The sequence below is a fragment of the Bacillus sp. FSL K6-3176 genome (assembly GCF_038003325.1).
Taxonomy (GTDB): Bacteria; Bacillota; Bacilli; order Bacillales; family Bacillaceae; genus Bacillus; species Bacillus altitudinis.
Map to the genome: position 1 here is coordinate 500,643 of NZ_JBBOOX010000001.1, position 17,579 is coordinate 518,221.

At 40.7% G+C, this 17,579-nt stretch carries 20 protein-coding genes and 1 riboswitch; of the genes, 14 read left to right on the plus strand and 6 right to left on the minus strand.

Features of this window, described 5'->3' with window-relative positions:
* Positions 1-93 precede the first annotated feature (93 nt).
* From MHB38_RS02405 to MHB38_RS02425, 5 genes are all read left to right on the plus strand, one after another.
* The gene (locus tag MHB38_RS02405) at positions 94-1,668 is read left to right on the plus strand and encodes a T7SS effector LXG polymorphic toxin (RefSeq protein ID WP_445661568.1); all 1,575 of its coding nucleotides are present in this window, start codon (positions 94-96) and stop codon (positions 1,666-1,668) included.
* A 20-nt stretch (positions 1,669-1,688) separates the two neighbouring features.
* A complete protein-coding gene (locus MHB38_RS02410; protein WP_017366649.1) occupies positions 1,689-2,024 on the plus strand; it encodes a hypothetical protein in 336 nt (111 codons plus the stop codon).
* 176 nt (positions 2,025-2,200) lie between these two features.
* On the plus strand, positions 2,201-2,383 hold the full coding sequence (locus MHB38_RS02415; protein ID WP_249670502.1) for a hypothetical protein: 183 nt from the start codon (positions 2,201-2,203) through the stop codon (positions 2,381-2,383).
* A gap of 71 nt (positions 2,384-2,454) precedes the next feature.
* Positions 2,455-2,901, plus strand: a complete 447-nt coding sequence (locus MHB38_RS02420) for a toxin-antitoxin system YwqK family antitoxin (RefSeq protein ID WP_249670503.1) — start codon at positions 2,455-2,457, stop codon at positions 2,899-2,901.
* Between the two features lie 190 nt (positions 2,902-3,091).
* On the plus strand, positions 3,092-3,316 hold the full coding sequence (locus tag MHB38_RS02425) for a hypothetical protein (RefSeq protein ID WP_046342716.1): 225 nt from the start codon (positions 3,092-3,094) through the stop codon (positions 3,314-3,316).
* Between the two features lie 39 nt (positions 3,317-3,355).
* Here the strand turns inward: MHB38_RS02425 and MHB38_RS02430 are convergent, their stop codons facing one another.
* The 4 genes from MHB38_RS02430 to MHB38_RS02445 all read right to left on the minus strand — a co-directional run bounded on the left by MHB38_RS02430 (position 3,356) and on the right by MHB38_RS02445 (position 6,123).
* On the minus strand, positions 3,356-3,619 hold the full coding sequence (locus MHB38_RS02430; RefSeq protein WP_008346966.1) for a hypothetical protein: 264 nt from the start codon (positions 3,617-3,619) through the stop codon (positions 3,356-3,358).
* A 99-nt stretch (positions 3,620-3,718) separates the two neighbouring features.
* On the minus strand, positions 3,719-4,288 hold the full coding sequence (locus tag MHB38_RS02435; RefSeq protein WP_008346964.1) for a GNAT family N-acetyltransferase: 570 nt from the start codon (positions 4,286-4,288) through the stop codon (positions 3,719-3,721).
* A 67-nt stretch (positions 4,289-4,355) separates the two neighbouring features.
* Positions 4,356-5,633, minus strand: coding sequence for an Nramp family divalent metal transporter (locus MHB38_RS02440; protein ID WP_341002266.1), 1,278 nt, complete (start codon positions 5,631-5,633; stop codon positions 4,356-4,358).
* 229 nt (positions 5,634-5,862) lie between these two features.
* Positions 5,863-6,123: a GlsB/YeaQ/YmgE family stress response membrane protein gene (locus MHB38_RS02445; protein ID WP_003214275.1), complete on the minus strand. Its 261-nt coding sequence runs from the start codon at positions 6,121-6,123 to the stop codon at positions 5,863-5,865.
* Between the two features lie 156 nt (positions 6,124-6,279).
* Between MHB38_RS02445 and MHB38_RS02450 the strand changes: the two genes are divergently transcribed.
* On the plus strand, positions 6,280-7,110 hold the full coding sequence (locus tag MHB38_RS02450; protein WP_007496524.1) for an EcsC family protein: 831 nt from the start codon (positions 6,280-6,282) through the stop codon (positions 7,108-7,110).
* A 25-nt stretch (positions 7,111-7,135) separates the two neighbouring features.
* Here the strand turns inward: MHB38_RS02450 and MHB38_RS02455 are convergent, their stop codons facing one another.
* Positions 7,136-8,233, minus strand: coding sequence for a TRAP transporter substrate-binding protein (locus tag MHB38_RS02455; RefSeq protein ID WP_007496523.1), 1,098 nt, complete (start codon positions 8,231-8,233; stop codon positions 7,136-7,138).
* A gap of 67 nt (positions 8,234-8,300) precedes the next feature.
* Here MHB38_RS02455 and MHB38_RS02460 point away from each other — a divergent pair, with 67 nt between their 5' ends.
* From MHB38_RS02460 to MHB38_RS02495, 8 genes are all read left to right on the plus strand, one after another.
* Positions 8,301-9,920, plus strand: coding sequence for an ATP-binding protein (locus MHB38_RS02460; RefSeq protein WP_008346953.1), 1,620 nt, complete (start codon positions 8,301-8,303; stop codon positions 9,918-9,920).
* Positions 9,917-10,600, plus strand: a complete 684-nt coding sequence (locus MHB38_RS02465) for a response regulator (RefSeq protein ID WP_008346951.1) — start codon at positions 9,917-9,919, stop codon at positions 10,598-10,600. The genes MHB38_RS02460 and MHB38_RS02465 overlap by 4 nt, the downstream gene beginning before the upstream one ends.
* 124 nt (positions 10,601-10,724) lie before the next feature.
* Positions 10,725-11,993: a C4-dicarboxylate transporter DctP gene (dctP, locus tag MHB38_RS02470; protein WP_008346948.1), complete on the plus strand. Its 1,269-nt coding sequence runs from the start codon at positions 10,725-10,727 to the stop codon at positions 11,991-11,993.
* A 209-nt stretch (positions 11,994-12,202) separates the two neighbouring features.
* Positions 12,203-13,225 (plus strand): AI-2E family transporter, encoded by a 1,023-nt coding sequence (locus tag MHB38_RS02475; RefSeq protein WP_007496515.1) that lies wholly within the window; start codon positions 12,203-12,205, stop codon positions 13,223-13,225.
* Positions 13,226-13,288: 63 nt separating this feature from the next.
* Positions 13,289-13,423, plus strand: a riboswitch (cyclic di-AMP (ydaO/yuaA leader).
* 77 nt (positions 13,424-13,500) lie between these two features.
* The gene (locus MHB38_RS02480; RefSeq protein WP_025206789.1) at positions 13,501-14,742 is read left to right on the plus strand and encodes a dicarboxylate/amino acid:cation symporter; all 1,242 of its coding nucleotides are present in this window, start codon (positions 13,501-13,503) and stop codon (positions 14,740-14,742) included.
* Positions 14,743-14,868: 126 nt separating this feature from the next.
* Entirely contained in the window at positions 14,869-15,795 is a 927-nt protein-coding gene (locus MHB38_RS02485) for an ABC transporter ATP-binding protein (protein ID WP_341002272.1), read from the plus strand.
* Positions 15,773-16,540, plus strand: a complete 768-nt coding sequence (locus MHB38_RS02490) for an ABC transporter permease (RefSeq protein WP_341002274.1) — start codon at positions 15,773-15,775, stop codon at positions 16,538-16,540. The genes MHB38_RS02485 and MHB38_RS02490 overlap by 23 nt, the downstream gene beginning before the upstream one ends.
* A gap of 117 nt (positions 16,541-16,657) precedes the next feature.
* The gene (locus tag MHB38_RS02495) at positions 16,658-16,993 is read left to right on the plus strand and encodes a hypothetical protein (RefSeq protein ID WP_017366657.1); all 336 of its coding nucleotides are present in this window, start codon (positions 16,658-16,660) and stop codon (positions 16,991-16,993) included.
* 98 nt (positions 16,994-17,091) lie between these two features.
* On the opposite strand, the gene fbpB is transcribed toward MHB38_RS02495, so the two are convergent.
* Complete coding sequence (fbpB, locus tag MHB38_RS02500) at positions 17,092-17,241, minus strand: Fur-regulated basic protein FbpB (protein WP_017366658.1); 150 nt, start codon at positions 17,239-17,241, stop codon at positions 17,092-17,094.
* Positions 17,242-17,579: the final 338 nt, after the last annotated feature.

The following is a 17,579-nucleotide window of genomic DNA, read 5'->3' on the forward strand; positions in this document are numbered from 1 at the left end:
CAGTGAGAAAGGTAAAATAGACTTTATGATCAATAATGGAGGGAGTGGCTTAATCTGGGCAAGATACTTGATGCAAAAGCACTAACCAGTGCCATGGATACAAGGGCAAAACACTATCAGGAACTCCGTGAAGAAATGGTTGATTTAAAAAAAGCGCTACAGGGCGTGGCGAATCTAGGTGATGACTTTACTGGAAAAGGTGCCGATAACATTAAAAGCTTCTACAAAGAACTCGCTGGAAATGTGGACATGTTTATTAGCTTCATTGATAAACAAAAAGCCTTTCATGAAGGTGTTTCTGGGACACTTGATGATACAAATTTTGGCGGCGACACCTTTGTAGAAGAACACTTTTTAGACAACGCTGTACATATGGGAATCAAAAATGCCAAAAGCATCGTGAAGGATCAAAAAAAGGCACTCAAAACGATTTTTCAAGATATTGATGACCTCATTTCTCTGGAGGTATTTGATAGTAAAACCTTTGACGAAAAGATTGCAGATGCGGAAGATGAACGCAAGAAAACGGTTAAAGATTTAATAGAACTTGATCAAAATCTAAAAGATGAATATGCTTTGTCAGAGACTGAGGAGAAGGCTACAATGGCATTGTACGCAGAAATGATCAATGCCACAAATGACGGAAAATCCATTTCGCCTATGAATTTTGACAAGAAAGCGTATCAAAATAGCGAAATCTACAAGGCAAAAAGCGATATTGAGAAGCAAACTTCTGAATATCTGAAAATCAAAAAAGATCAAGAAGAAGCCCGCGAGATCGCAAAGGAACAAGAAGCGCTCGCCAACCGTCCTTGGTATGAAAAAGCCCTTGATTACGGTGGGAATATCGTTAATGAACTGACAGGCGTGAACGATGCAAAACGTGCCGCAACAGGTGTCGATCCGATCACAGGTGAAGAACTCACCGCAGGACAGCGAGTCGCCGCAGGTGGCATGGCAGCAGCAGGCTACATCCCGATTGTCGGCTGGGCGGGCCGTATTTTCAAAGGCGGAAAAGCCGTCTATAAAACGACTCAAGCCACGTCCGCCGCAGTCAGAGCAGTCGACATTTACAAGACATCACAAATATCCTTTGACGCCCTGAAAACATCACAAAAAGGCTTATATGGCCTCACCGCAACAAACGGCTTCAGCGAAGCGATTACGGGTCGAGACATGTTTGGAAATAAAGTCTCGAAAGAACAGCAAGAAGCCAGTATGAATGCGGCTCTGGGGATGCTTTTGCCGTTTGGGGCGAAAGGGTTTCATGGGAAGATGGGGATTAAGGGTGCTGAAAAATATAATACCCATACGATGAAACACATTTATCATGGTGAAATTAATAAAAGAGGAAAAGCAGTTGGTTATCATCATGAAAGTATGCAAGGTGGTAAGATTATTCCAGGAAGTGAAAGTTTACCTGATAAAAACGGTATTTATAGAGCTAAAGTTGAAATTGAAGGAGTTGAAAAAGTAGCTAAATCAAGTTTCTTTCCTAAGGAATGGAACCGCATTGATGTGTTAAAAGCTATCGATGAAGCTTACCAAAATAAACAACAGATAGGTCCTAATAAATTTAAAGGTATAACATCATCAGGAATTAAAATAGAAATGTATTTGAAAAAAGATGGATCAATAGCTACAGCATATCCATTATATAAAAAATAATATGAAGGTGATTAACTTATATGAGATATCCATATGAATTTAAGGAAGACCAATTTGGTGATTTAGCAATCATACTACCCGAAGAAATAAGTATTTTCTCAGATTTTATACAAGATATTTCATCGATAGAAGAAGTGGATGAATATATAGGATATATTCAAAATGTTATAGATGGAGTATATGAGAAATTTGAAATTACATTGAATGCTACCAGTGTAAATATTAAAAAAGATGAGACAGTAGTTGAACATCATTATAGGATTGAAGAACCTCTTGAAAATAAAATTGAAACGAAGGAATTCATAGAATTGTTGTTAATTTGGAGAGAGAAAATACCGGAAATATTCGAAGATTAAACATCATTGTCGAGACTGAAAAATAAAAAGCACTTTATTGTTATTCAAGGCAAAAAGTGCTTTTTGTTATGAAAAAGCACTCGATTTATGGGAAATAATTTTAGATGACTCCGTGGAGACAGCTTACTACCATTAATAAAGAATGCTGTGTATATGCCTTGAAAGGAGACATGATGATGTTAAGAGTAACAGAATATAAAGACATTCAGCATATAAATATTGAAAATGATCTTTATACACCGATTAATATAGAGTTCGGTAGTTGGAATATATCAAAAGAGCCAACGATATATTGGAAAACTGAAGATTTTAAGAAATTCCTAATTAAAATAGGCATAATGAAGGGTCTCTGTGCTTAAAGCAAACAGTATATTTTATCAGAACGCTCTAAAATAATAAATATGAAAGTTATAAAATGAAAGGAGTTTACATGATGGATGATATTCTGACAAAAAAAATAATTACAGAAAGTGGTACGGAGTTTGAAAAATCTCTAGAATATGGAGGACCCTACGAGCTAGCAATTGTAGAATTTACTAAAGAAGGAGAAGAAAAACTTTTTACAGGACTAGCCTATGATTTATATGAAAATGGAAATATTGAAAGTTATTTCTATGCAGAGCAAGGTGTTAAGCAGGGAAAGTATGTTGAATTTTACTCAAATGGAAATGTGAAAAAAATAGGTAATATGAATAAAAGTGCTGCAGACGGATATCAAGTCGAGTTTTTTGAAAATGGAAATAAAAAGTATGAATCTGAATATATAGCTGGTCGGAAAATGACTTATATAAAGTACGATGAAAACGGAAGTATTGTAGAGCAAAAAACAGAGCCTGATGAATCTGATTTAAAATACGTCGAAAAATTCAATGGTTAATAAGGAAAAATAAATTCGAATAATGATTGAAATAATTGGAGTAATATTAATCTGTCTCAAAATAAAGAGAAGGCTTATATATAAAATGTGATAAAATTTATTAATCTTGACTACTGATCCCTGTAAGATATGCAGATATCGAGACACGCATTATTCGAAATGAGCTATTAACAAAAAAGGGGAATAAACCATGCTATGGATTTTCACACAAAACGAACAAAGTTTCGTTAATGTTCACGAAGTCACAGTAACCGGTAAAAAGATTGAAGGGTCTATTGCTGGCAGTGATTCTTGGGTCAAGACGCTCGGCAAGTATGACTCAAATGATCGAGCGTCAGAGATCCTTCAAGACATTGTGAAAGTAATTGAAAAAAACCCAAATGGTACGATGACCTATCGAATGCCTCAGCAGTAAAAAAGAAACCACCTTTCCATCGCGAAAAGGTGGTTTTGTTTATGAAGGTGTTTTGGTAAAGGCTAAAAATAACGGGATGCCTGTGCCGACAAGTGTAGTGGCGAATAGGAACATACCGCAAATGAATAGAAAATGACTGGCTGAAAAGACGAGTGCCAGAATGAGAAATACGATGCTGAGTCCTGCCATGCTATAGGATGGGACAAAGCGGCGTTTGTATGTGGCTTTCTTTGTTAGGAATGAGAAGAAAATGCCAAATAATAAAGGGACAATCCATAAGTAAAATAAAATAATAAGAGACATACATCATACCTCGATTTTTTCCTTCTATTTTATCAGATGCCAATCACAACGGATACTACAAAGCTTCACTTTGTAAAATAGTTCATGCAATCGACACAATTAAGTGGGCTGATTGATCGAATTCGTTTTTTGTTTCATATACTCAGGCTGTAAAAGTGCGTACACACAGTGATCGGCAAAGTGGTCGCCCAGCCATTCACATTGTCTTAAAATGCCTTCAAGTGAAAAAGATAAACGCTCTGCGATGCGTCTGCTTTTTTGATTATCAACAGCGGCTCTTATTTCAATGCGATGCAGACCGCACTCTTCAAATAAATAGTGAATGACCGCTTTGCATGCTTTTGTCATGATGCCTTTTCCTTGATAGCCTTCCCCGAGCCAATAGCCAATGGAAACCGTCCGATTAATCCAATGAATTTGGTGGGTGCCAATGATGCCAACGAGTTCTCCATGTGACCAGATTCCAGCCTGAAAACCATTGTTTTGCAAAGCTTGCTGCATGGCACCTTGAATAAACGCCATGCTGTCTTCTTCTGTCTGCGTCGAATCGACCCATAGCATCCATTCACGTAAGTGCTCTCTTGAGCGTTGGATGAGCAGATACAGACTTCTCGCGTCTCTTGGTTCAAGCAGCCGCATGGATAGATCTTGATCCTGATAAAAAAACATGTGATCACATCCTCTCAAGGGAAATTCTACCACAACCCGATATAAAAGACAGCATGATCACTGTCTTTTACATAAACGTATCCATAATTAAAAACAGATTAAGTGCGACAACAAGAGCTGCTATCACCCAAGATATTCCTGTCACCCAGCGAGCATTCGTCAAATTGCCCATAATTCGTTTTTTACTTGTAAACAAAATGAGCGGAATTAAAGCAAACGCAATGCCAAATGATAAGACCACTTGACTCATCACAAGCGCAGAAGTCGGATTGACCCCAGATGCAATGATCGCAATAGGGGGAATGATGGTAATTAGCCGGCGAACATACAGCGGGATTCGGTACTGAATAAAACCTTGCATAATAATATCGCCTGACAGTGTACCGACAGAAGAACTGGAAAGTCCGGCTACAAGCAGACCTACACCAAATAAGATCGCTGATACAGGACCTGCGAGAGTTCCAAAATGCTGAAATGCTACATCTAAATCCTCAACAAAAAGACCATTTTTAAAAAATAAAGCCGCTGCTACAATCAACATGCTGGCATTGATAGCGCCAGCAACTACCATCGCAATGAGGATGTCTAAAAACTCAAAACGAAAAATCAGCTTTTTCTCTTTTTCCGTTCTGCCGACAACTCTTCTTTGCGTTAAGGCTGAATGGAGATAGATCGCATGCGGCATCACCGTAGCGCCTAAAATACCAGCGGCAAGCAGTACGCTGTCTGTCCCTTCAAACCTTGGAATGAACAGTCCACCGGCGACACTTGCAAGATCAGGTTTGGCGACAAAGGTTTGTACAGCGAAAGCAATCACGACAACAAACAGCATGCCGGTAATTCCTGCTTCTAACGCTCGATAACCTCGTCTTTGGAGCTCTAAAATGGCAAAAGAACCGATCGCTGCAATAATCGATGCTTTAAGCAGCGGGATACGAAAGAGTAAGTATAAACCAAGGGCAGCCCCGATAAATTCGGCTAAATCTGTGGCGATAATGACGAGTTCGCCCTGAATCCATAAACCAATCGAGACTGGTTTTGGAAACTCTTCTCGAGCAATTTCAGGTAAATTTTTCCCTGTTGCGATTCCAAGCTTTGCAGACAAAGACTGGATGAGTAAGGCCATGAGATTGGATATGAGAATGACCCATAACAGAAGGTAGCCATATTTCGAACCAGCCGCAATGTTGGTCGCAAAGTTTCCTGGATCAATATAGGCAATGGCTGCGATAAAAGCAGGCCCGAGAAAAGGAAGGAGCCTTCTAAATCCTTTCACCTTTCCTTCAAGTGCACGCTCCGCTGCCACTGACATGTGGGCTTGTGCCTCGATGTATTTGTTTGTCATATGTCATCACCTAGATTCTACAAAGTTTTGCTTTGGCACAAAAAGTTTCCTCGATGCAATTTTTAATCATCATATGCCCATCTTCATGAAAAGTCAACTATCTGAACTAATAGGTTTGTTTATCATATGTAAGTGAAAAAAATAGATACCTTGTCAATCAACACATAAAAAACACCGCCTCTAATCTTAGGCGGTGCATCCTCTGCTTCCTCTTCTTTTGTATCGTTTTTTAAGAAACCCTTGATCCAACGCTGCGGAAGATCAGGCTTAAAATAATGACAAAAATGGCTGCTCCTAAGATCGCTGGAATGATCGCAAATCCTGCCAGACTAGGACCCCACGTTCCAAGTAATCCATGACCAATCCAAGCACCTGCAAGCCCGGCAATCATTGAACCGATCCAGCCTCCTGGTACACTGCCTCCAGCGAGTGCACTCCCAATGAGACCAATGACAATCGCCACAACTAATGAAATTAGAAATCCTAACATGTTGATCACTCCTCTTTTGTTTGTTTACTAAGCAATAACCGTTTTAAAAGAGATTAAAACCTTTCGGAACCGCTTCAATGTTCGATACGTATGATGGACAAGGATTGTGTATAATAACAGACATATACTTGAACGGCATCTAAGGAGGCAAATCGCATGGAGGAAAGAGAGTGGTTAAAAGCACAATTAAAAGAGATTGAAAAGTGGGAGAAAGACCAGCAAAAGGTATGGTTTTGGGAGAAACTTAGCCGGCTTCCATTTCAAATGCTGGACAAGCTGACCCCTGCCTTTATTCAAAAGAAAATCGGTGTGTTATTAGATGAGATGGGGCACTATATTCAATCAGGCGGTGTCTATTTGACGTCAGAGAAAGGCATTATTCATCAATTTCAAAAGAAATGTGCCGATGAATCGATTCAGCGTATTGAAGATATTGAGGCGGCTCCGATCGAGGTCATGGATGCCATTAGTGATCAGATGGGGAAAAACCGAACAAACCTCGCCACTGTGCAAGGTGCGACAACAGGTGTCGGAGGTATGTTTACATTAGCGGCAGATATTCCAGCTGTCCTCGGTCTCTCTTTAAAAACATTACAGGATATCGCCGTCACCTATGGCTATGATCCGAAAAATAAAGAAGAACGAGTCTTTATCATTAAATGTTTACAGTTGAATTCTGCTGACGTTGTTGGGAAAAAATCAATATTAAAAGAGCTGAAGAGCTATCATGCATCAGAAGGGAAGCACGAAAACATGATCTCTCAAATTCAAGGATGGCGTGAGGTCGTATATAACTACCGTGATTCGTTTGGCTGGAAGAAGCTGTTTCAACTTGTCCCAATTGCGGGGATTTTGTTTGGTGCAGCGTCCAACCGCTCACAGTTAAAAGGAATTGCCGAAACAGGCATCATGCAATATCGAAAGCGCAGAATATTATCAAGATTAGAGGAGCTCGCTCAGCAAGAACAGCGTGACTCCGGCGCATAAAAAAATCCCTCTCTCAAGGGATTTTTTATTTGGTCTCAGCATCTTCTTCAAACGCTTGAATCGGAGAATATTCATAGCGTGCCCGGAGCTCGCGGATTTGTTTGATCAAGGTGGAACCTATGATCCTTTCTGCTTCATCATATAAAGGATCGAGCGCCTTCATCCATTTTTGCCGCTCTGCTGGTGTTAATTCGTGTATCGCAATTGGAGATTCGCGTTTAATATCCTCCAGCTGATCCTTGTTCATCTGTTCGGCATGTTTTTCGTTCCATGCCGTTGTTTCTTCCATCGCTTCGAGTAAAATTCGTTTCGTCTCAGGTGTCTGACGATCAAAAAAGGATTGATCCGTTAAGACGACATACCCTAAATACCCGTGATTACTGATCGTCATATAGTCTTGTATATGATAGAATTTTTTTGAATAAATATTTGAAATTGTATTTTCTTCACCGTCTACTTTTTTTGTTTCTAGCAGCTGAAACGTTGAATTAAACGATTCCTGATAGGGTTTTGCGCCAAGAAGCTTGAATTGCTTTTCAATCATGTCACTCTGCATAATACGGAGAGATTGGTTTTTTAAATCGCCTGGCTGCTTGATAGGGCCTTTATTTGAAGTGATTTGCTTAAAGCCATTTGTCCAATAGGCCATTCCCTTTAGTCCGTCTTTTTGCAGTGTGCCGAACAGTCTCTGTCCAATCGCACCATGTAACCCTTCTTGGACAGCATCGTAGTTAGAAAAGGCAAAGGGCAGATCAAGTGCCAGCCATTCAGGGGACAGCATGCCGAGCTTTGACGTAGACGGAGCAATAAATTGAACTTGATTCTCTTTTAGTGCATTAATTTCTTCGATATCAGAATAAAGACTCCCGTTTGAAAAGATTTGAATGCTGATCCTGCCATCGGATTTTTCGTGAACAAGCTCAGCAAATTTCTTTGCAGCCAGCCCTTTTGGGGTATTATCTGCGACAACATGGCTGAATTTGAACACAAGCTGATCCTTCAGCCCTGTCTGTTCATCGTCGAAGGTCGTCGCTGATTTAGGCATCATATGATAAAAGCCAAAGTATAAAGCGGTTACAAAACCGATGATGAGTAATAGCGTATAGGCGAGTAAATTCTTCATGCGTCAGATCCCCCTTATGTCAAGGATACTTGACAGAGGAAGAATTCGTAAAGATACAGGTGAAAAAATGATGAGAAATCGACTGAAATTACAACAATTATCTATTAGATGGAAGCTCACCATCCTCACATATTTCGTTGTCATTTTTGCCCTTTTAATTGGAGGAATTGTTCTGGTCGGGGGAATTCAGCAAACAGAGGAACGAGAACTTCGAAAAAGGCTCATGAACACGGCAAGAACAGTGGCTGAGATGAATGAGGTAAAGCAGGCATTGGATGATCAGACAAAGGAGCGTGCGCGGTTACAGCATGCCATTGAAGAGATTCGGATTATCCAAGATGCTGACTACATTGTTGTCATGGATATGGATCACGTGCGATTGACACATCCAGTGAAAACAAGGATTGGCCAGCGCTCTGAGGGGACAGATGAAGAACCTGCCTTTGCAGAGCATATCTATTTCTCAGAAGCACAGGGAGAGCTTGGCACAGCCATTAGAGCCTTTTATCCAGTAAAGGATGAAAAATTTAACCAAACAGGGGTTGTACTAGTCGGAAGAACATTGCCGAGTATGGCAGATATATTAGGAGAAATGAAGCAGGATATCCTCATGATCCTTCTGCTCACGCTCAGCTTCGGGCTTGTCGGTTCATTTTTGCTCGCCCGTCATATTAAACAGCAAATGTTTAAGCTGGAGCCGCATGAGATTGTCAGAATGCTAGAGGAACGCACCGCTACTTTTCATTCAATTAATGAAGGGGTCATTGCCATTGATAACCAGCACATGATCACCATTTTTAATGAAAAAGCAAAGCAAATTTTCAGCGTGACAGGTGATGTAGTGGGCCGAAATATTTGGGATGTGCTGTCAGATACAAGGCTTCCAGAAATCATTGACCGCGCAGAACCCGTCTACAATGAAGAAATTCATATGAGCGGAAAGCGGATCATGAGCAGCCGAATTCCAATTGTGATGAAAAAGAAAATCATCGGAGCGGTTGCGATTTTTCAGGACCGGACAGAGGCGGCCAAATTGGCGGAGGAATTAACCGGGGTGAAGAACTTCGTTGATGGCCTGCGGGTGCAAAATCATGAACATATGAATAAGCTTCATACAATTGCGGGATTAATTCAGCTGGGGAAAGCCGATCAAGCGCTCGATTTAGCGTTTCAAACGACCGAAGAGCAGGAGCATGTGACGGACTTTCTCCACCGTGTGATACAGCATGATGCAGTTGCAGGTTTATTGATGAGCAAGATAAGAAGGGGCAAGGAGTTAGGCATAAAGGTTGAAGTAGATGAAAATAGCAGTCTGCGCGATTTCCCAGAGCTGCTGGATCAGCATGATATGACGAAGCTACTTGGCAACCTGATCGAGAACGCCTTTGCCGCGTATGATACTGTAGAAAGAGACACAAAACTTATTTCCATTAGTATTGATCAAACAGAGGATGTCCTCGCGATCTTAATTGAAGATTATGGATCTGGAATAGAAGAGGACATGATTCCTCATATTTTCGACAAAGGCTTTACTCACGGTAAAGAAGGCGGAACAGGCTACGGGCTGTATATTGTAAAAACGATTATCGACAAAGGAATGGGAAATGTAGAAGTCACATCAAGCATCGGCATTGGTACCACCTTCTCAATCGAATTCCCAATGACAATAGAGGAGAGAGACAGATGACTCAGATTAAGGTGCTATTAATTGAAGATGACCCGATGGTGCAAGAAGTCAATAAAGAGTTCATTAAGAGTGTCCCTGGCTTTCAAGTTGCGGCTGTAGCAGGAAATGGCGAGCAGGGCATCCAGCTGATCAAAGACATTCGCCCAGATCTTGTGGTGCTCGATGTGTATATGCCTAAAAAAGATGGCGTCAAAACACTGCAAGACATCAGAAAGCAAAAGATGCAGGTGGATGTGATTGTGATTTCGGCAGCAAAGGACAAAGAGACGATCGGCACCATGCTTCAAAATGGTGCCCGAGATTATATCATTAAGCCATTTAAGTTTGAACGGATGAAAGAATCTCTTGAAAGCTATAAAGCGTTCAAATCAAAAATTCGTACCGCAGCAGAATTTTCTCAAGAGATGCTCGATGATATCATACGAAAGCCTGCTGTTAAGCTTGAAGAGACGTGGCTTCCTAAGGGGCTGAATGTGCATACGATGAATGAAATTAAAGCCTATATGCGTCTGCAAGAAGGAGCGCAGTCTGCAGAGGAAGTTGCCAATGCACTTGGGATTGCACGTGTCACAGCACGCCGTTATTTAGACTTCCTTGTAAAAGAAGGCGAGCTGAAATTAGATATGCAATATGGCGGGGTCGGACGCCCTGTGAATAAATATATCGTACATTCTGACTAAGAGACCAAAAAGACCAAAATGTACGATATGTCCATAAGCTTCACAGCCTTTGATGAAATCGCTATCATTTATCTACAGATAACAGTTAAGCGTTTACATCAAAGGGTGAGGGAGTTGATTTTTTATGAAGAGGCTATTGAAGAACCTGACATTTCAGGTCGTTGCAGCTGTCATTATCGGGATCATTGTTGGGATGGTTTGGCCAAACGTCGGGAAAGAAATGAAGCCGCTTGGTGACACATTTATTAATGCAGTGAAAATGGTCATTGCACCCATTATTTTCTTAACCATTGTTCTTGGAATTGCCAAGATGGGGGATATGAAAAAGGTTGGAAAAGTTGGGGGAAAAGCTTTTATCTATTTTGAAGTTGTGACGACGCTTGCGCTTGTCATCGGACTGTTTGTGGTCAATATCATGAAGCCAGGAGCGGGTCTTGACTATAGTAAGCTTGAAAAAGGGGATGTCTCGCAATATACCCAAAATGGGGGACAGGGTATCGACTGGATGGAGTTTGTCACACACATTGTGCCATCTAACATGGTAGATGCCTTTGCAAAGGGAGATATTTTACAGGTCTTATTCTTCTCTATTTTATTCGGTGTTGCGCTCGCTGCACTTGGCGAGAAGGGGAAAGGCATCATCGAATGGCTTGATAAGCTGTCGCTTGTCTTCTTTAAAATCATTGGTTACATTATGCGTGCCGCGCCATTAGGGGCATTTGGAGCAATGGCTTATACAATCGGACACTTCGGTTTAGCTTCAATTAAACCACTGGCTAGTCTGATGCTTTCCGTTTATATGACGATGTTCCTGTTTATTTTCGTCGTGCTGAACATCATTTGTAAAATGTATGGCTTCAGCCTGTTCGGTTACCTCCGTTTTATCAAAGATGAAATTTTAATTGTTCTTGGCACAAGTTCTTCGGAATCTGTCTTGCCAAGAATGATGGATAAAATGGAACGCTACGGGTGCTCTAAGTCGGTTGTTGGGCTTGTCATTCCGACAGGCTATTCCTTTAACTTAGATGGTACTTCAATCTACTTGTCCATGGCCGTGGTCTTCTTAGCGCAAGTGTTTGGGGTGGACCTATCCATCGGACAGCAAATCACGATTATCCTTGTTCTGATGCTCACATCAAAAGGAGCAGCTGGAGTCACAGGAAGCGGATTTATCGTGCTGGCTTCTACACTTGCTGCACTTCAGGTTATCCCGCTAGAAGGTCTTGCACTGCTATTAGGGGTCGACCGTTTCATGAGTGAAGGAAGAGCGATTACGAACCTGATTGGAAATGGAATTGCTACAATTGTTGTAGCGAAAAGTGAAGGGGAATTTGACGAAGCGAAGAGTAAAACAGCGCTACAGGAAATGCGAAATATCAAGCAGGCTGTTTAGTATAAAAACAACCAAAAACCGAAACCTTATGTTCTACATGGGGTTCGGTTTTTTCTTGTGTAAAAAAGAAAAAACATAAAAGCTTGATTAATTTAGGACGAATCGTAAGACCTCATTGACCTTTTGTTATATAATTTACAGAAAGATCCGATATAATGAATATGAGATCCAACGAAAAATAGACTTTAGTCCTGGCAGGTGTGTAACGTATGGCGGCATTTTTTAAATTGTTCGAAAAACCTGGTGTCAAGAGGTTTTCAGTATTTGTAGTATTAGCCACAGCATTATATCTATTAAGAGGAATGATGAATTTAATCCTCCTGACCTTCATTTTCACTTTTTTAATGAACCGGTTAGAAGAGGTCATAAGAGGCTTTTTAAATCGCTTCCTGAAAATAGGACAGAAATCAGTCATCACCATTTTGTACATCCTTCTGGCTGGTGGATTGACGTTTGGCGGCTTTGTGTTTGTGCCCATCATTGCTAAACAGGTGGAACAGTTATTTCATTTAGGGAAAAAGATTGCAGATCATCCACAAGATTTACCCTTCTTTGACGTCGTCACCAATGTGTTCGGAGATTTCAAAATATCTTCTTTCTTCGAGAAAGGGTTTAATTTCCTCTATACATACTTAACAGATTTCAGCACGTTCAGTATCCAGGTCATTATGTCCTTAATATTAAGCATGTTCTTCCTGTTCGAAAAGGAACGCCTCATTCAATTCATGAATAAGTTCAAAACGAGTAAAATCTCCGTGTTCTATCATGAAATTGCCTTCTTTGGACGCAAGTTTTCCAGAACATTTGGTAAGGTACTTGAAGCACAGTTCATCATTGCAACAGTTAACTGTGTCTTAACGACAATTGCGCTTGGCATTATGGGCTTCCCGCAATTATTTGGATTAGCGGTCATGGTCTTCTTGTTAGGTTTAATTCCGGTAGCGGGTGTGGTCATCTCCCTCGTTCCACTCAGCATCATTGCGTATACACTTGGAGGCGGAATGTACGTCCTATATATTGTGCTGGTGATCGTGATCATCCATGCCATTGAAGCCTACTTCTTAAATCCGAAGCTCATGTCAGCTAAAACAGAGCTCCCTATTTTCTTCACGTTTATTGTCCTGATTTTCTCTGAACACTATATTGGCATTTGGGGACTGATTATCGGCATCCCAATCTTTGTGTTTATCTTAGATATCTTGGAGGTCACGAATAAGGAAGAAAGTAATTAAAAAGTTCATATGAACCTGTTTACAATTTTCTAAAAATAAGGTATAAATAGTATGAAAATATCATATTACCACACGCTTAATCCTTCTAAAGGAATGGGGGACCCAAGTTTTTGGGGTGAATTTTTCTTATTTTAAGAAAAAAGGACATCTCTTCGTCCTAACCCGTCAGCTAACCTCATCAGCGTGAAGAGAGTAGACAGTGGTACACGTATGGACACGCAGGCCCACGAGAAGACTCTCTCGTGGGCCTTTTTGACGAGGAAGGGGAGATTTTATTGAAGCTTGCGACGAAAATTATTATTGCTTTAATTGTAGGTGCAATCACAGGACTACTGCTCAACATTTTTGCTCCAAACGTATTCAAAGTGTTAGACCCTTATTTATTTACACCTCTAGGTCAAATCTTCTTAAACCTGATTAAAATGTTAGTTGTACCGATTGTCTTCTTTTCGATCACACTTGGTGTAGCAGGCCTTGGCGATCCGAAAAAACTTGGCAGAATCGGCGTAAAAACCATTACTTACTTTCTACTCACTACGACTTTTGCCATCATTATTGGCATTTCATTGGCCTTACTTATTAAGCCAGGCGCATTTGGCAATTTTGATACGAAAGCGGCAGAATACTCCGCTGAGGAAGCCCCATCAATGGCAGACACACTACTCAATATTATTCCAACCAATCCAGTCCAATCTCTAGTTGAAGGAAATATGCTTCAAATTATCGTCTTCTGTGTATTTTTAGGTCTTGGCATTGCCTTGCTCGGTAAAAAAACAGAAGGTTTGCTGAAGCTGTTTGAACAAGGAAATGAATTAATGATGTATCTTGTCGGTGTTGTGATGAAATTCGCACCGTACGGGACATTCGGTTTGATCGCAACGGCGATTGGCAGTCAGGGGCTCGATGCCATGAAAGCCATGGGACTTTACTTCTCAGTCGTCTTAATTGCGCTGATCTTGCATTTCTTCCTGACCTATGGGTCAACCGTTGCCCTATTAGCTAAACGAAACCCAATGGCATTCTTCAAAGGATTTTCTCCAGCGATGGTTGTGGCATTTAGTACATCAAGCAGTAACGCAGTACTGCCAGTATCAATGGAAACAGCTCAAAAGCGTTTGAAGGTGCCAGAACCTATTTCAAGCTTTGTGCAGCCGCTAGGTGCGACCATTAATATGGATGGTACAGCGATCATGCAAGGGGTTGCGACTATTTTTATCGCACAAGTGTATGGAGTTGAATTAACCCTTGTTCAAATGCTGACAGTTGTCTTAACAGCAGTACTAGCAAGTATTGGCACAGCAGGTGTCCCAGGGGTAGGGCTCATCATGCTAGCCATGGTTTTAAATTCCGTGAATCTTCCTGTTGAGGGCATTGCGCTGATCCTTGGCATAGACCGCTTATTAGACATGGCAAGAACCGTGGTCAATATTACAGGTGACGCAGCATGTGCGGTGATTGTTTCTGAAACCGAGAAGAAGCATGAGAAGGAAGCACCAACACCTAATTTATCACTGTAACAACAAGAAGGGCTGACTGGATCAGCCCTTTTTTTCGTGGAACGGCTTGTCTAGCGTGATATACTTTTTACAGGATGAGCGGCCGTAACTGCCGCCATAGGTTTTACATCAGAAGGAGGAACCACTTTGCAGTCTGCTGTTTTACACATAGAGAACGTCGATAAACAAATTGGTCGGCATCAAATTTTGCAACATATTTCGATAGACATTAGGCAAGGGGAAATTGTCGGTTTACTTGGACCAAATGGGTCTGGAAAAACGACCTTGATTCGATTGATCGTTGGCTTGATGAAAAAAAACAACGGCCGGATCATCATAAATGGATATTCTCAAGATGATGATCATCAAAAGGCGATGTCATCTGTTGGGGCGATCATAGAAAATCCGGAATTTTATTCATATTTAACAGGTTTTGAAAACCTTGAGCTGTATGCGTCTATGCATGATGGAGTTTCAGAAGAGCGCATTCTTGAAGTGGTAAAAAGAGTTCGTCTGGAGCACGCCATTCATCAGAAGGTCAAAACGTATTCACTAGGGATGAAACAAAGGCTTGGGATTGCACAAGCCATTTTGCATAAGCCCAATTTGCTCATTTTAGATGAACCAACAAATGGGCTTGATCCCGCAGGAATGAAGGAGTTTCGAGAGCACTTGCAACTGCTTGTACAAGAAGAAGGTGTCTCTGTGTTATTTGCTACACATCTTTTGCATGAAGTAGAAGAGCTTTGTGACCGTATGATCATCATCCAAAAAGGACAGATCAAAGCCAATACAAACCTTCGCGACATGGAAGGGAAAGAGCAGGTACTGATGAATATTCAGCCAGTAGAAAAGGCAATTTCATGGCTAGATACGCAAGGATATACATATGAACAAAGGGATCAACATGTGCTGGTTCAACTGAATAAAGACCGTGTGCCGGAGCTGAATAAACAGCTTGTCTTAGCAGAATTTGATGTACTTGAAATGACGCCTCAAAAACAATCAATTGAAGAGGCCTTTATGAAATGGACGGAAGGCGGGACGACAGATGTTTCAACTCATCAAGAATGAACATAAAAAAATCACGAGACAAAAGATCACATTCATTGCACTTGGACTGATTGTTGTCTTTCAATTGACGATGGCTCTAGCATTGAAACGAGTCATTTCCGGGCTTGGCGGGCAAGATACAGTCGCGAACTATTTTGCTTATTCCACGAATGTTGTATTTATTTTACAAGTGTTCGCTGTCGTGATTGGCGCCACATTGATCTCAACAGAGTTTCAAAAAAGAACCATCAAGTTCTTGTTGATCCGGCCGAAGACAAGGCTTCATATTTTCTTGGCAAAATACATCACTCTTGTGCTGATGGTCCTTTACCTGTTTGTTTTTTATTATGTGTTCGCTTTTCTTTTTGGCCTTATTTTCTTTGGTACTGATTTTGATGAAAGCACTGGGCGGTTATTTCTGCACACATTTGCTGTGATTGGATCACAGTGGGTGGAAGTGGTCATGATGGCAAGCTTTGCTTTTCTGTGCTCAAGTTTGTTTAGAAACAGTCTGATTGCACTTGTGACTTCATTTTTCGTCTTATACGCGGCGAAATCACTAGTGTCGATCATGTCTCTGTTAGAAAATCAGTGGGGGAAGATTCTACTTTTCGCTAATACGGACTTCACACAATACAGTTTTCAAGGTCCGCCGCTCTTTCAGGGCATGAGCCCTCTGTTTTCGCTATTCATTGTAGGGGCGCATTTTGTTTTCTTTGTTGGTGCTGCTTGGCTCCTTTTTTGGAAGCGTGATGTAAATGTGTAAAAATTGTGTCAAATAACAAGAAAAATTCGTGACATCTTTGTGAAAACGAATCTGTATTTCACGATATCCGGCTGATTTTGTCTTATAATAAGACAGAGTCATGGAGGTGGCACTATCGTGAAAAATTTTATTACGGCTTTACCCATTTTGTTGCTGTTGTCGTTTTCGTTTGTGTCTTTTGCCTTCCAGTTTGATCATCTTGTTTATTTCAGACTAGCGCTAGGGATCTTTTCATTAGCGGGTCTTTTCTTTCTGTATACACTTAAAAGAAACATGAAATGGTTCATGGTCTATTTATATGCGAGCTGGATCGTTCTTGCTGCCGTTACGACATTTGAAGAACCCGTGTTTTCACAATTCTTCTTCGGTGGTTTAACGATGACAATGGGTTATCTAACATATATGCTCATCTATTTAGGAATGAAGCAAGACCGTGTAGCGAAATCACATTAAAACAAAAGCCGATAAAATCGAAGAATAGATTTTATCGGCTTTTTCTTTTCTTCAGGCAAATAAAAAAGCAGCCACCTGTTTGACTGCTCTTCTTGTGTTTATGATTCACGTCCAGCAGCGGCAAGCTGCTTCTGGTGCTTTTTGTCGATGGTTGCGTATATACTTTCCATCATCTTAGGGTCTCGCATGATCGCTTCCTTGTTTTCTTCAATCAATTGCTGATACGTTTTGATTTTCTTCTTAGACATGTAACTCAACGCTCCTTTGGTAGAATGGACTCTATAAGATTTCACATAGATGAAATTGATAATCATTTTCAATTAGCAACTCCATTATACAAAGCAGAATGTCATAAGTAAAGATTCAATTCAGAAAATTCACGTAACCGACATATTCCCATCCATATCGACGATGAATTCTTTCCCAGGAAATAATCCGCTGTCAAACCTTGTCATGAAATCAGATCAAACATTCCTGCCGATGTTGAAACGTTTTAGCCGCACATCTCGTCTTATGAAGAGATTTGATTTAAAAGGATATAAAAAAGACACCAGCATGAGTTGGCTGATGTCTCCATTTAAATGAG